Origin of the sequence: Pseudomonas entomophila (genome assembly GCF_029193575.1) — a bacterium.
In the GTDB taxonomy this organism is placed as follows: Bacteria; Pseudomonadota; Gammaproteobacteria; order Pseudomonadales; family Pseudomonadaceae; genus Aquipseudomonas; species Aquipseudomonas entomophila_G.
In genome coordinates this window covers 64,781-79,193 of record NZ_JARGCS010000034.1, presented here as the reverse complement: position 1 = coordinate 79,193, position 14,413 = coordinate 64,781, and the positions used below count along the sequence as shown (strand labels likewise).

General features: G+C 65.9%; 13 protein-coding genes and 1 pseudogene. 8 read left to right on the top strand and 6 right to left on the bottom strand.

The annotated features are described in order from the left end of the window. A partial coding sequence (locus P0Y43_RS16460; protein WP_275636849.1) for an IS3 family transposase occupies positions 1–798 on the top strand: 798 nt, incomplete at its 5' end. Positions 799–809: 11 nt separating this feature from the next. Here P0Y43_RS16460 and P0Y43_RS16455 read toward each other — a convergent pair. Beyond that, positions 810–1,100: a hypothetical protein gene (locus tag P0Y43_RS16455; RefSeq protein ID WP_275638334.1), complete on the bottom strand. Its 291-nt coding sequence runs from the start codon at positions 1,098–1,100 to the stop codon at positions 810–812. Positions 1,101–1,412: 312 nt separating this feature from the next. Between P0Y43_RS16455 and P0Y43_RS16450 the strand changes: the two genes are divergently transcribed. Then, the gene (locus P0Y43_RS16450; RefSeq protein ID WP_275638333.1) at positions 1,413–1,805 is read left to right on the top strand and encodes a transcriptional regulator; all 393 of its coding nucleotides are present in this window, start codon (positions 1,413–1,415) and stop codon (positions 1,803–1,805) included. Between the two features lie 36 nt (positions 1,806–1,841). Next, positions 1,842–2,079, top strand: a pseudogene (locus tag P0Y43_RS16445) (EamA family transporter); the annotation flags it as partial. A gap of 34 nt (positions 2,080–2,113) precedes the next feature. Here the strand turns inward: P0Y43_RS16445 and P0Y43_RS16440 are convergent. Beyond that, entirely contained in the window at positions 2,114–3,286 is a 1,173-nt protein-coding gene (locus P0Y43_RS16440) for a YbfB/YjiJ family MFS transporter (protein ID WP_275638332.1), read from the bottom strand. A 104-nt stretch (positions 3,287–3,390) separates the two neighbouring features. Here P0Y43_RS16440 and ptrR point away from each other — a divergent pair, with 104 nt between their 5' ends. Beyond that, the gene (gene ptrR, locus P0Y43_RS16435) at positions 3,391–4,284 is read left to right on the top strand and encodes a putrescine utilization regulator PtrR (protein ID WP_275638331.1); all 894 of its coding nucleotides are present in this window, start codon (positions 3,391–3,393) and stop codon (positions 4,282–4,284) included. 125 nt (positions 4,285–4,409) lie between these two features. Further along, positions 4,410–4,538: a PA1414 family protein gene (locus P0Y43_RS16430; RefSeq protein WP_256815133.1), complete on the top strand. Its 129-nt coding sequence runs from the start codon at positions 4,410–4,412 to the stop codon at positions 4,536–4,538. A 126-nt stretch (positions 4,539–4,664) separates the two neighbouring features. Here P0Y43_RS16430 and P0Y43_RS16425 read toward each other — a convergent pair whose 3' ends face one another. Then, positions 4,665–6,044, bottom strand: a complete 1,380-nt coding sequence (locus tag P0Y43_RS16425) for a sodium:solute symporter (RefSeq protein ID WP_275638330.1) — start codon at positions 6,042–6,044, stop codon at positions 4,665–4,667. Positions 6,045–6,290: 246 nt separating this feature from the next. Then, a complete protein-coding gene (gene speB / locus P0Y43_RS16420; RefSeq protein WP_063543768.1) occupies positions 6,291–7,241 on the bottom strand; it encodes an agmatinase in 951 nt (316 codons plus the stop codon). Positions 7,242–7,466: 225 nt separating this feature from the next. On the opposite strand from speB, the gene P0Y43_RS16415 reads away from it, so the two are divergent. The 3 genes from P0Y43_RS16415 (at position 7,467) to P0Y43_RS16405 (ending at position 10,789) form a co-directional block, all read left to right on the top strand. Further along, positions 7,467–8,360: a LysR family transcriptional regulator gene (locus P0Y43_RS16415; RefSeq protein WP_275638329.1), complete on the top strand. Its 894-nt coding sequence runs from the start codon at positions 7,467–7,469 to the stop codon at positions 8,358–8,360. Positions 8,361–8,545: 185 nt separating this feature from the next. Then, a complete protein-coding gene (locus P0Y43_RS16410; RefSeq protein ID WP_275638328.1) occupies positions 8,546–10,111 on the top strand; it encodes a methyl-accepting chemotaxis protein in 1,566 nt (521 codons plus the stop codon). Positions 10,112–10,186: 75 nt separating this feature from the next. Further along, entirely contained in the window at positions 10,187–10,789 is a 603-nt protein-coding gene (locus P0Y43_RS16405) for a tRNA-uridine aminocarboxypropyltransferase (RefSeq protein ID WP_275638327.1), read from the top strand. Positions 10,790–10,807: 18 nt separating this feature from the next. On the opposite strand, the gene P0Y43_RS16400 is transcribed toward P0Y43_RS16405, so the two are convergent. Both P0Y43_RS16400 and P0Y43_RS16395 read right to left on the bottom strand, forming a co-directional pair. Beyond that, complete coding sequence (locus P0Y43_RS16400) at positions 10,808–12,163, bottom strand: HlyD family type I secretion periplasmic adaptor subunit (protein ID WP_275638326.1); 1,356 nt, start codon at positions 12,161–12,163, stop codon at positions 10,808–10,810. A gap of 79 nt (positions 12,164–12,242) precedes the next feature. Next, the gene (locus tag P0Y43_RS16395; RefSeq protein ID WP_275638325.1) at positions 12,243–14,387 is read right to left on the bottom strand and encodes a type I secretion system permease/ATPase; all 2,145 of its coding nucleotides are present in this window, start codon (positions 14,385–14,387) and stop codon (positions 12,243–12,245) included. Between the last annotated feature and the right edge of the window lie 26 nt (positions 14,388–14,413).

Here is a 14,413-nt window from a genome sequence, read left to right as displayed (position 1 = left end):
CTAGGCATCAGTCGACAGGCTTACTACAAACGCAACCGAGCCGCTGATGGCAAAGAACGCCAGGCAGACCGGGTGGTTGAGTTTGTACAGCAAGTCCGAATGCGCCAACCCCGTCTGGGTACTCGCAAGCTGCACTATCTGCTGCATTGCCAACCTGACAGACGATTCCAGGTCGGCCGAGATAGGCTGTTCCAGGTCTTGGGAGAGCGCCGTTTGCTCGTACTGCCTAAGCGGGCCTACCACAAGACAACACAAAGCTTTCATCGCTTCTACCGCCATCCCAACTTACTCAAGCCCGGGCCAAGCCAGATTGTTCCGACAAGGCCGGAACACGTCTGGGTGGCCGACATTACTTACCTGCCTGCACGTAACGGCCCGCTATACCTGAGCCTGATCACGGATGCGTACTCCAGGAAAATCGTTGGCCACCACGTCCATGAAAGCCTGCATGCCGAGTCGGTGGCGCAAGCTTTCAAGCAGGCATTACGGAAGCGACGTCATCGCCAGCCATTAGTCCACCATTCGGATCGAGGCATCCAATACTGCTCGGCGCTATACCAGTCACTGCATCAACGGCACAGCGTTCAGTGCTCCATGACCGATGGGTATGACTGCTACCAGAATGCGCTGGCCGAGCGAATCAACGGAATCCTCAAGATGGAGCTGCTGTTGAGTAGCCCTGCAGATCTGGAGCAAGCGAGGCAAATGGTTGACGAGGCAGTGCAGATCTACAACACAGAACGGCCTCATATGGCCCTGAAAAACAAAACGCCCGATGCGGTGCATCGGGCGTTTTGAGGTCTGTCGGCCTACCTGAACAGGTGTAAACCTATTTCAGGACTAGACACCGCCTTCAACTCCGCGATCCGCTTGTCAATCAACTGGCACTTGTCGGGCAGGTCCTTGCTCGCCGTCCCCAGCTCCATCCCCTGGAGCTCATCGTTGATCTCCTTGGCTTTCCCGGCGTCTTGCTCGGTCAACTGCGCAACCAGCTTGGCCAGGTCCTCGCGTTTCTGCGTGGCTTCCTCGGGCGTGCAAGCCCAGGCGGGGAGGATGAAGAGCAGGGTGGTGAGCAATACAATGGGTTGAAGGCGGTTCATGGGATTGGCCTCGTCATGATTGATAATCGGTTGAAGGCCAAAACCGTGGGAAGTTCATGTTCTGAAGTACGCGTTCGTCCAATGGGAAACGTGTGGCCGCGCCGTCATGTCGATGCCGAGTGCCTTCATCACGGTGAGAAATGTCTTCAGCGTTGGGTTGCCATGCTCGCTGAATGAGCGTTTGTAAACTACAGGCGACGAAACAATCAATGTTGACGAGCAGCGTTAAATGAAACGAAAAGATTGGTTGAACGGCTAGGCGCCCCGCTCTGTCCCAAGCTGTGTACCCCGCCCACAGCAGAGGCCAGCACCATGAGCACCTACGACTGGGACCTGATCGAGCGCTTGCTGCACGAGGTGCAGAACGGCGCCGGTCACAGCTTCACCCCACGCCCTTATGCCGAACAGCACGCCGCGGCGCTGGCCGCCACGGGCCAGGCGGTAGGTGACGTGGATCATCTGAAGACCCGGGCCTGCGAGTACGAAAAGCTTCTCTTCGAACGTGGCTTCATCGAGAGCCGGGCGCCGGAGGATGGCGGCAACGGTGAGAACTTCGTCCTCACCGAGCGCGGCTCGCGTCTGCTCAGCTTGATCGACAGCAGCATCCCCGGCTTCGCGCACCCGCGCCAGGTGCTCGACGAGCAGGAAGACCCCTTGGACGAAACCACCTTCGAGCAGGTGTCGGCTAAGGCTCAAATAGCCTGACCCCGGCCTGAGGCTGGCCACGAAGGCGCGACCACCGTGGTGGCGTCGTTCGCCAGTTACCTGGCCTGGTTCTGGTTGTTGCGCCGCTACCTGGCGTCGAACCTGCGGTGTTTCCCTTTGCCACGCCGGTGTTCGGGGTGACATCGGCGTGCTGTTGCTGGATGAACCGCTGAGCCTGAACTTCGTGCTGGGGGCGTTGATGGTGCTGCTTGGCGTGGTGCTGGTGAGTGTCGAGCCTTGGGTGCGCCGGCAATTGCGCCGGGTCATTGGTTGAATGGGGGGGCTAGGGCAGCCGCTGTGGCTGCTGCCTATCCCAACTCCTGAGCCGCCACGCACCCCTCCCGGCGGCCATACCCACCGGCCAGCGCCAGCAGGCCCGCCAATCCCAGCCCCGAAGCCGCCAGCACCAGCGCCGGTTGCAACCCGCCGCTGAAGTGATTGCTCAGCGCCGCCAGCAACGGCCCGCTCAACTGCCCGACGGCGAAACAGGCGGTCAGCAGCCCGGCGTTGCGCTGCGCGGCGTGCGGCGCCAGTTCCCGCGAACGTTGGATCACCAGTTGCATGCAGGCCAGGAACGGTCCGCCACACAGCAACACGCCCAGCGCCAACCCAAGCCCTCCGCCCATCAGGCAGGCCAGCACGCCCAAGCCCTGCAGCCACAAGGTGGCGGTCAGCCAAGTGACGGTGCGCCCCGCCCTGCGCAGGCTGACCAGCACTACCCCGAGCGCCGCCGCCAGGCCGAACGCGGGCCAGAACAGGTCGGCCTGCCAATGGCCCTGGAACTGCTGGTTGGCCATTTGCGACAAGAAGGTCGCCGGCAGGATATAGCCGATGCCGTACAGCGCGTACACCAGCCCCAACCGGACGATGCCAGCATTGCGGGTCGGGCCGTCGCCCAGGGGGGCCGGGACGGCCGGCAGGCTGGGGGCGCGTGGCAGCCAGCGCAGCACGGCCAGCAGCATCACCAGCGCTGCGACCGCGTAGACCAGCCACAACGCCGCCGAGTCCAGCCCCAGCGAGTGCGCGCCCAGGGCCAGTACGCCGGTCAGCGCGATGCCGACGCCGGGTCCGGCGAACACCAGGGCGCCCTGGCGTGCCCGGCCATGGCTGGCGGCGACGTGCTGGCTGAGGCTGGTGAGCATCACCAGCGCCCAGGCGCTCGCCACGCCGGTGCCGAAGCGCAGCAGCAGATGGCTCCAAAAGCCATGGGCAGCCCACGAGGCCAGGGTCAGCACCACGCACAACCAAAGGCCCAGGTGCAGGCGCAGGCGCACTTGGCGCGGCTGGCGGGCGAACATGCCGTCCACCGCGCCAAGCAAGTAACCCAGGTAGTTGGCGGCGGCCACCAGGCCGGCGGCGGTCAGGTCGAACTGGCCTTCGCTGATCAGGCTCGGGAGTTGCGGCGTGAGGGCGAAGCGGCCGATGCCCATGGCCATCATCAAGGCCACGGCGCTGGCCAGCAGTTGTAATAGCGGCGACATGAAGAGGCTCCTGCGCGGGTAATCGATGAGAGGCAGGGTAGGGCGGATTGACTTTCAAAAAAATTGAATAATGATGATCAAGTTGTTCTGTTTTGGAGAATGTCATGGAGTTCAGCCAACTGCGTATCTTCCAGGCCGTGGCCGAGGAGGGCTCGCTGACCCGCGCCGCCGAGCGCCTGCATCGAGTGCCGTCGAACCTGTCGACGCGGCTGCGCCAGCTCGAGGAGCAACTGGGTGTGGAGTTGTTCCTGCGTGAGCGCCAACGCTTGCAGTTGTCGCCGGCAGGCAAGGTGCTGCTGGACTACGCCAACCGCCTGTCGGCGTTGCGCGACCAGGCCATTGCCGCCGTGCAGGGCGGCGAGCCGGCTGGCGACTTCCTTCTCGGCACCATGTACAGCACCGCCGCCATCCACCTGCCGACCCTGCTGGCGCGCTACCACCAGGCCTACCCGGCGGTGAACCTGCAAGTGCAGGCCGCGCCCAGCAACGAACTGCTTGAAGGGCTGCTCAGCCACCGCCTGGACGCCGCGTTGGTGGACGGCCCGCCGAGCCTGGCCGGGCTCGATGGCGTGCCGCTGTGCGAGGAGGAACTGGTGCTGATCACCAGCCCCGAGCACCCGCCGGTACGCAGTGCCCGCGATGTGGCGGGCAAGGCGGTGTTCACCTTCCGCCAGGGCTGCTCGTACCGCATGCGCCTGGAGGCCTGGTACGCCCACGACCACACGCCGATGGGGCGGGTGATGGAGATCGAGTCGTACCAGAGCATGTTGGCGTGCGTGATCGCGGGGGCGGGCGTGGCGATGATGGCCCGCTCGATGCTCGACAGCCTGCCGGGCCGCGAGCAGGTCAGCGTGCACCCGTTGCAGGCGCCGTTCGACTTGGCGGTCACGTGGCTGATGTGGCGCCAGGGCATGTGTGGGGCAAACTTGCAGGCGTGGATCGACCTGCAACAAGCGGAAACAGTTGACCGGCCGTCGGTACAGGCGCTTTCCGCTTGATCCGCGTCAAACTCGCCCTTACCTGTAGGAATAGGCGCATGCGTAATACAGAACATGGGACTATGATCTGTATGAAGCATCGAAGGTTTAGATTTGCCGTGAGGCTGACCCGTCAAGGGGGCACTATGAACAAGCGCATGTACAACTGGCTCCACGACCTCGCTGTCGCCCTGGGCTTGCTCCCGCCACCGCTGCAACCGGTGCCGATACCGACAGACGAAGAACAGCGCAAACGCCAGCCGCGTCGCCGCTGAACAAAGCATGAAAAAAGGCCGCCGCATCGGCGAGATGCGGCGGCCTTTTTCGTTGTCTGGGCCGGCCCTGCTGCGGTGCGGGCCCGCGCCTTCAGGAGGTGCGAGCGCGCACCGGCACTAACCGCTTCAGGCCAGGTTCACCGCCGCCACCGGCTTGCGCGACAGCAGGCTGACCACGACGAAGGCCACCAGGCCCACGGCCAGGCTGTAGTAGATCGGCGAGTTCGCCTCCAGGCCGTCCTTGAACATGAAGAACAGCGCAGTGACGAAGCCCAGCGACATGCTGGCGATGGCGCCCGAGGTGGTCGCGCGTTTCCAGAAGATCGCCCCGATCAGCGGGATCAGCATGCCGCCGACCAGCAGGTTGTAGGCCAGGGTCAGGGCCGCGATCACATCGTTCACCGCCAGGGCGATGGCCAGCACCGCCAGGCCGGTGAGCAGGGTGAACAGGCGGTTCACGCCCAGGCTCGACTGCTTGCCGCCACGCAGCTTCGGCAGCAGGTCTTCCGTCAGGGTGGTGGACGCCGCCAGCAGGCCGGCGCTCGCGGTCGACATCATCGCCGCCAGGGCCGCGGCCATCAGCAGGCCACGGATGCCGTCGGGCAAGGTGGTCTTGATCATCTCGGCGAAGGCGTTGTTCGGGTTCGCCAGGTCGGGCATCAGCACGTGGGCGGCCATGCCGATCATCGCGCAGGCCAGGCCGTACAGCACGCAGTAGATGCCTGCGGTGGTGCCTGCGCGCTGGCAGACTTTCTCGTCACGCGCGGTGAACACACGCTGCCAGATGTCCTGGCCGATCAGGATGCCGAAGAAGTAGATCAGGAAGTAGGTGATGATGGTGTCCCAGCCGATGGTGGTCAGCTGGAAGCTGGCCGCCGGCAGTTTCGCCACCAGGGTGTCCCAACCACCGGCCTTGTACAGGCACACCGGCAGCAGGATGAACATCAGGCCCACGGTCTTGATGATGAACTGGACGATGTCGGTCAGGGTCAGCGACCACATGCCGCCGATGGTCGAGTACACCACCACCACGCCGCCGCCGAACAACAGCGCCATCCAGAACGGCACGTCCAGCAATACCTGCAGCACGGTGCCCATGGCCAGGGTCGAGACCACGCCGATCATCAGGGCGTAGGCCAGCATGATCACCGCGCTGGCCTGGCGTGCCATCGGGTTGTAGCGACGCTCCAGCACTTGGGTCACGGTGAAGATGCGCAGGCGCAGCAGCGGTTTGGCGAGGAACAGGTTCAGGGCGATGATGCCCAGGCCCAGCGCGGCGCACAGCCAGAAGCCGGAAATGCCGTGGACATAGCCCAGGCGCACGGTGCCGACGGTGGACGCACCGCCGAGCACGGTGGTCGCCATGGTGCCCATGTAGAGGGTCGGGCCGAGGTTGCGCCCGGCGACCAGGTAGTCTTCGTGGGTTTTTGCCCGCCGCATGCCATACCAGCCAAGGCCGAGCATGCCGGCGGCGTAGAGCACTACAACAATGATGTCCAAGGCCATGGGGTGTCTCCGATTATCTTTATTATGGCGAGATCGACCACGCGGGCGGGCTCACGGCGCCCGGCGGTCTTCGTCTTGTGTTGGCGGGCCTCTATGGCCCTGACCCATGGCTCCTGCCCGGGGTGTTACGGGCCCCTCCGTAGGCGCGGGCTTGTCCTGCGATTGCGTCGGGCCAGGCAACAGTGTTGGTCCTGCCGGCCCTATCGCGGGGCAAGCCCGCTCCGAAAGGAGGAGCGGGTGCAGCTGTCAGCGGCGCACGACGCCCGGCAGGACGCAGAGCATCTCGAACAACAGGTTCGCCCCCAGCAACGAGGTGTTGCCGGTGGTGTCGTAGGGTGGGGAGACTTCCACCAGGTCGCAGCCGATCAGGTCCAGGCCGTGGCAGCCGCGGATGATCTCCATCGCCTGGATGGTGGTCAAGCCGCCGATTTCCGGGGTGCCGGTGCCCGGCGCCCAGGCCGGGTCGATGCCGTCGATGTCGAACGACAGGTACACCGGGCCACCACCGACTTTCTCGCGCACTTCGGCCATCAGCGGTTCCAGCGACTTGTGCCAGCACTCTTCGGCCTGCACCACGCGGAAGCCCTGGCGACGGCTCCAGTTGAAGTCGTCGGCGGTGTAGCCCTGGGCGCGCAGGCCGATCTGCACCACGCGGTCGCAATCGAGCAGGCCTTCTTCCACGGCGCGGCGGAAGGTGGTGCCGTGGGCGATCTTCTCGCCGAACATGTGGTCGTTGACGTCGGCGTGGGCGTCGATGTGCACCAGGCCGATCTTGCCGTGCTTCTTGTGCAGGGCCCGCAGGATCGGCAGGGTGATGGTGTGGTCGCCGCCCAGGGTCATGGGGATGACGTTGTGTTCGAGGATCTCGTCGTAGGCTTCTTCGATGATGCGCACGGCGTCGAGCAGGTTGAAGGTGTTGATCGCCACGTCACCGATGTCGGCGACCGACAGCGAGTCGAACGGCGCGGCGCCGGTGGCCATGTTGTACGGGCGAATCATCACCGACTCGGCGCGGATCTGCCGAGGGCCGAAGCGAGTGCCGGAGCGCAGCGAGGTACCGATGTCCAGCGGCACGCCGATGAAGGCGGCGTCCAGGCCTTCGGCGCTTTGCAGGTGGGGAAGACGCAGCATGGTGGCGATGCCGCCGAAACGCGGCATTTCGTTGCCGCCCAGTGGTTGGTGGAGAATCTTGTCCACGGTGGGCCTCATCAGTCGGTCGATTGTTCTGTTTGTTCGAACCTCTGCCGCCGCGCGCCAGACGGGCGCGATCATGCCGGCGGGCAGGGACATTTCGGCCAGTCTGCGCAAGGTAATGGCCGGGAAGAATCGCTACCGACAAATACTTACTTCAGGAATTTCTGAACTAACGGCCGGCGGCCAGGTTAGACTCTGCGCATTTCCAGCCTGCGGACCCTTTGCACCATGGCTTCCTCCATGCCCGACCTGAAACTGCTGCGGATCTTCGTCAGCGTGGTGCGCCATCAGGGTTTCGCCAATGCCCAGCGCGAGCTCAACCTCTCCACCTCGGCCATCAGCACCTACATGAGCCAACTGGAGAGCGCATTGGGCCTGGTGTTGTGCCACCGGGGGCGGGGCGGCTTCAGCCTGACCAGCAAGGGCGAGTTGTTCCACCAGGAGACCCTGCGCCTGCTCGCCGAGCTGGACGGCTTCGAGCAATATGCCGCGGCGCTCAAGGGCGAGCTGCGCGGCACCCTGAACCTGGGGGTGATCGACTCCACCGTCGGCGACCGCGCGCTGCCGCTGGCCGAGGCGATCGGCGCCTACAGCCAGGAACACCCGGCGGTGCACCTGCACCTGTCGGTGTCCAGCCCCTACGAGTTGCAGCTGGGGGTGCAGGACAACCGCCTGGACCTGGCCATCGGCGCGTTCTCTTCACGCATGAGCGGGCTGGTGTACCAGCCGCTGTACCGCGAGCAGCATTGGTTGTATTGCAGCAGCCGGCACCCGCTGTTCGCCGAGCGGCGCATCCCCGCGCAGGTGATCACCCAGCAGCGCATGGTCGGGCGTGGCTACTGGAGCCAGGCGGAACTGGCCCGGCACGGCTTCAAGCACAGCGCGGCGACGGTGGAGAGCATGGAGGCGCAGTTGATCCTGATCCTGTCGGGCGCCTATATCGGCTACCTGCCGGAGCACTACGCCCAGGCCTGGGCCGACAAGGGGGATTTGCGTGTGCTGTCGCCGTCGACCTTCGGCTACCAGGCGCCGTTTTCGCTGATCATTCGCCGGGGGCGTAGCCGCGAGCCGTTGATCCAGACGTTCCGCGACCTGCTCAAGTCGCAGTTGAACGTGGGGTGACCGTGACGGCCCTCTCGCCATCTCAGACGCGTCCTATTCAGCGCGAAACCTTATTCCTACAGATACATTCCGTCAGCTAGGGAACTTTCCTACAGATTGGTGATCCCGCACCTGAAAAAGCTCTGCTAAACCTTTACTTGCTTTGATGAAACGTCCCCTCATCTCCACAAGCAAGGACCGCCCAGATGCGCATGAACTTGCCCGTCACTGAGCATGAAAGAACCTTCCCCGCCGAGCAGCGGCTGATCTCCACCACCGACCTGAACAGCCGCATCACCTACTGCAACGACGCATTCGTGGCGATCAGCGGCTTCACCTACGACGAACTGGTCGGCCAGCCGCACAACCTGGTGCGTCACCCGGACATGCCGCCGTCGGTCTTCGGGCATATGTGGGAAACCATCAAGCAGGGCAAACCGTGGATGGGCGTGGTCAAGAACCGCGCGAAGAACGGCGATTTCTACTGGGTCAGCGCCTACGTCACGGCGATCTACGAGAACGGCCGCATCAGCGGCTACGAGTCGGTGCGCTCGGTGCCCAGCCGCGAGCAGATCCACCGCGCCGAAGCGCTCTACGCGCGCCTGCGCGGCGGGCGTTCGCCGGTGCCCCTGGCGGCGCGGGCGCTGCATTACCTGGGCAATGGCTGGCCGCTGGTCGGCGCCGGGCTGTTGTCGGCCGCCGCCTACCTGTGGCTACCGGCCTACGCCGCGCTAGGTGTGTTGATGGCCAGCCTGCTCGGCGCCTGGTTGCTGATCGAGCAGCGTCAGAACGGGGCCATCCGCCGCACGCTGGAAGAACACCCCAAGGCCTTCACCAGCCCGCTGGTGGCCCTGACCTACAGCGACAACCCCGGCCTGCGTGGCCAGCTGGACCTGGCCATCATCAGCGAAGAAGCGCGCCTGCAGACCGCGCTGACCCGCCTGGTGGACGCGGGTGTCGGGGTCAAGTCGCGGGCCGCGCAATCCGCCGAACTGTCCGATTCCCAGGCGCAGATGCTCGACCGCCAGCGCAGCGAAACCGACCAGTCGGCCACCGCCATCGCGCAGATGGCGGCGACCATCCAGCAGGTCACCCACAACGTGCAGAGCACGGCCCACGCCGCCAGCGATGCCGACCAGCTGGCGCAGCAGGGCAGCGAGCTGGCCCAGCAGAGCCTCAAGGCCATGGGCAGCATGAGCGAGGCGGTCGGCGATATCGGCCAGGCGGTCAACGCCCTGGCCGAGCAGACCCAGTCGATCGGCAGCGTGGTGGATGTGATCACCTCGATCGCCGAGCAGACCAACCTGCTGGCGCTCAACGCCGCCATCGAGGCCGCCCGCGCCGGCGAGCAGGGGCGGGGCTTCGCCGTGGTCGCCGACGAAGTGCGCTCGCTGGCCCAGCGCACCCGTGCCTCCACCGACGAGATCCACCACATCATCGCCTCCCTGCGCGCCGGCGCCGAGCGCGCGGTGAGCACTGCCAACCGCGGCGAGCAGATCTCCCGCGACAGCGTGCACAGCGTCGAGGCGGTGCAGTCGGCGCTCGGCGGCATCGTTCAGGCGGTGAGCCGCATCACCGGCATGAGCCAGCAGATGGCCACGGCGTCCGAGCAGCAGAGCCATGTGGCCGAGGACATCAACCAGCAGATCGTGCGCATCGCCCAGCTGTGCGACCAGAGCGCCGGGCAGGCCAAGCAGGGCGCCGAGATCAGCCAGGACCTGGAACACATGGCCGAATACCTGCACAGCCTCGCCGAACGTTTCAATCGCTGACGTTTACTTCTCCCACACGGACGTGGGGGCTTTTCCCGCAGGCTGTGGCACACTGCGCCCGGTAAGGAGAAGCCGATGTCCAGACCCCGCTGCGAACGCTGCCAGCGCCCGCTCGATCACTGCCTTTGCCCGTTGATTCCCCGCCTCGACAGCCGCACCCGTGTGGTGGTGTTGCAACACCCGAGCGAGTCTTCCCACGCCTTGAATACCGCGCGTTTGGCCGCCCTGGGGCTGGTCAATGCCGAGTTGCGCGTGGGCGAAGTGTTCGACGACCTGGAGGCGCTGCTGGAGACGCCTGGGTATCGCGCGGCGCTGTTGTTCCCAGGTGAGCTGGCTGAGGCACTGGAGGCCTATGGGCCGGGTGATGATCGGCCACTGCTATTGATCGTGCCCGACGGCACCTGGCGCAAGGCACGCAAGCTGCTGTACCTCAACCCTCGGCTGGAGACATTGCCGCGGGTGACGCTGGCGCAGGTGACGGCGTCGCGCTACCGGCTGCGCAAGGCGCCGGAGGCGGGGGCGTTGTCGACGCTGGAGGCGGTGGTGCAGGCGTTGAACGTGCTGGAGGGGGCGGGGCGGTTCGATGAATTGCTGGCGCCGTTCGAGGCCTTGATCGAGGGGCAGATCAGGGCCATGGGAGTGGAGACGTTCGCGCGTAATCACTCGGGGCGGGAGTGAGGTTGCCGGCGCTGGCCCTCACCGCTCGCGCATCGCCTCGGTGCGCGCCTTCATCACCGGTTTCAACAGGTAGTCCAGCACGCTCTTCTGCCCGGTGATGATGTCCACCGCCGCCGTCATCCCCGGGATGATCAACAGCGGCTTGTTGTCCCCGCCCAGGTGGTTCTTCTCGGTGCGCACCTGGATCAGGTAGAACGCATTGCCCTTGTCGTCCGTCACCGTGTCGGCGCTGATCAGCTCCAACTTGGCCTTGAGCCCGCCGTAGATGGTGTAGTCATAGGCGCTGAACTTGACCATCGCCACCTGCCCCGGGTGCAGGAACGCCACGTCCTGCGGACGCACCTTGGCCTCGATCAGCAGGTTGTCCTCGATCGGCACGATCTCCACCAGGTCGCTGCCCGGCTGCACAACGCCGCCTATGGTGTTGACCTTGAGCAGTTTGACGATGCCGCGCACCGGCGACACCACCGTGGTGCGGTTGACCCGGTCGTCGATGGCGATGCTGGTGGCGGTGATCTTCGACAGTTCGGTGCGCTTGTCGTTGAGCTCCTTGGCCGCGTCCGAACGGAAGGTCGCGTCGGACTCCTGGATCTTGCTCTTGATCTCCGCCACCGCCGCCTCGGCGCGGGGGATGGCCAGGCTGGTGGCGTTGAGTTGGCCGCGGGCTTCGACGGTGCGCTGTTTCAGGCGCAGGATCTCGACTGGAGAGATGGCCCCGGTGCCCACCAGTGGCGAGGACATGTTCAGTTCCTGCTGCAGCAGGGCCAGGGCCGAACGGTATTGCTCGACCTTGGAGCGGAACTCGGCCAGCTCCTGGGTCTTCTGGCGCAGTTGCTCGTTGAGGGTCTGCTTCTCGCTCGCCAGGCGACGCTGGCGCGAGCCGTACAGGGCGATTTCGTCCTCGGCCACCTGCGGCGCCTTGCCGCGGACTTCCTCGGACAGCGCGAGGGGTCGGCCCTCGGCCTCGGCGGACAGGCGCTCGACCTGCGCGCTCAGGGCGTAGCGGTCGGCCTCGCTTTCGCCCTTGTTCGACTTGAAGCGGGTGTCATCCAGGCGCAGCAGGGTCGCGCCTTTGTCGACCATCTGCCCCTCGCGCACGAAGATCTCGGTGACGATGCCGCCTTCGAGGTTCTGCACCACCTGCACCTTGCTCGACGGAATGGCCTTGCCTTCACCGACGGTGACCTCGTCGAGCACGGCGAAGTGCGCCCACACCAGCGCCACCAGCAGCAACACGGCGGCCAGCCACACGGTCAGGCGCGACAGGCGCGGCGAGTCCTCCAGGGTGGCGCCTGCCAGTTCCGGCATGTAGTCGCGCTCGGCGGCCTTGTCACCGCCGGGGAGGTGGCTGCGGACGCTTTGGCTGAGGGGCATGTCTACCTCCGATGAAAAGTGGGGGAGCGCCGTTCTTGACGTTGGCGGTGCCCGCTCCTACCGGTACCGCGTGCGTCGTTTATAGGGCGGCGCCGATACGGCCTTTGCGCAGCGCGTCGATGACCGCGTCCTTCGGCCCGTCGGCGACGATCTTACCGTTGTCCAGTACCACCAGCCGGTCCACCAGGCTGAGCATCGAGCTGCGGTGGGTCACCAGCAGCAGGGTCTTGCCCGGCACCCAGGCGAGCAGGCGCTGACGCAGTTGGTCTTCACTGCTGTTGTCCATGTGGCTGGTGGGTTCGTCGAGGATCAGAATCGGCGGCTCCAACAGTACCGCACGGGCCAGTAGCACCGCCTGGCGCTGCCCCCCAGATAGCAGTTGGCCACGCTCGCCCAGGGGCCGGTCGAAGCCCTGCGGGTGCTGGCGGGCCAGCTCGCTGGCGCCGGTCAGCTCGGCCACTTCGAGCATGCGCGCATCGCTGACGTGGCGCGCGCCCAGGGTCAGGTTGTCGCGCAGGCTGCCGGCCAGCAGCGGCAGGTCGTGGGCGACGTAGCCCAGTTGGTTGCGCAGGTCAGCGATGTCCAGCTGGCGCAGGTCGAGGTTGTCCAGCAACACCTGGCCCTCGTCCGGGTGGTGAAAGCCCATCAGCAGGCGTGCCAGGGTGCTCTTGCCCGAGCCGCTGCGGCCAATGATGCCGATGCGCTCGCCCGGCTTGACCGCGAGGTTCACGTCATTCAGCGCAGCGGCGTTCTGCCCGGGGTAGCGGAAGGTGACGTGGCTCAGGGCCAGGCCACCGTGCAACGCGGTGTGCTCCAGGGCCTGCTGCTGGCTCTGGCGCTCCTGGGGCAGGGCCATCAGCGCGTCGGTGCTGCGCATGGTCAGCTGTGCCTGCTGGTAGCGGGTGATCAGCCCGGCGATCTGCCCCAACGGCGCTAGCACCCGGCTGCCGAGCATGTAGCAGGCCACCAGGGCGCCGACGCTGAGGTTGCCGGCGATGATCGCGTACACCCCGGCGACGATGGTGGCCATGCCGCAGAATTGCTGGATGAACAACGTGCCGTTGCTGGCCAGGGCCGAGAGGTTGCGGGCATGCGCGTCGAGGCGGGCGATGGCGCCGTTGGTGTGTTCCCACTGGTACTGGCGCTCGCTTTCGGCGCCGCAGGCCTTGAGGGTTTCCAGCCCGCCGAGGGTCTCGATCAGCAGCGCCTGGCGCACCGCGCCCAGGCTCAGGCTCTTCTGCACGGTGTCGCGCAGGCGGATCTGGATGAACAGCGCCACGCCCACGGCCAGCGGGAAGGCCGCCAGCGGAATCACCACCAGCCAGCCGCCGAGCAGGCCGATCACCAGCAGCATCAGCGCCACGAAGGGCAGGTCGATGATGCTGGTCAGGGTCACCGCCGTGAGGAATTCGCGCAGGCCCTGGAAGTCGTGGATGCTCTGGGCGAAGCCGCCGATGCTGGCCGGGCGCGCCTTCATGGCCATGCCGGTGATGCGTTCGAACAGGGTGGCGGAAAGGATCAGGTCGGTCTTCTTGCCAGCCTGGTCCAGCAGGTGCGCGCGCACCATGCGCAAAATCAGCTCGAAGGCGGTACCGATGAACAGGCCGATCACCAGCACCCACAAGGTCGACAGCGCCTGGTTGGGTACCACGCGGTCATACGTCTGCATGACGAACAGCGGCACCATCAGCCCCAGCAGGTTGATCAGCAGGCTGGCCAGCAGGGCGTCGCCGTACAGCTGGCGCGAGTGCTTGAGGGTGTCGCGGAACCACGCCTCGACCCTTGGCAGCAGCGGCGTGCGCAGGTCTTCGAGGGTATGCCGGGGGCGGGCGAACAGGGCCTGGCCGCTGTAGGCCTGGGCCAGCGCCTGGCGCTCCACCCACTGCTCGCCGCCTTCGGCCTCGCATGGCAGGATCAGCGCCCGGCCGTCGTCGCCCCAGCGTTGCAGCACGGCGCTGCGGCCGTCGTTGAGGATCAGCAGCACCGGCAGGTTCAAGGCGGAGATGCTGTCGAGCGGGCGCTGCAGCACCCGTGCCTGCAAGCCAGCCCGGGCGGCGGCGCGCGGCAGCAGGTTCAGGCCCAGGCGCTGGTCGGCCAGCGGCAGGCCGCTGCACAGGCCTGCCCGGCTGGCCGTGCAGCCGTGCAGCTTGCACAGGATCAGCAGGCCATCGAGCAGCGGATCATCGACATCCAGGCGCGGCTGCGCGCTTTGCAGGTTGGTCACGATGGCCTACTCCTGTCGCGGTGGAC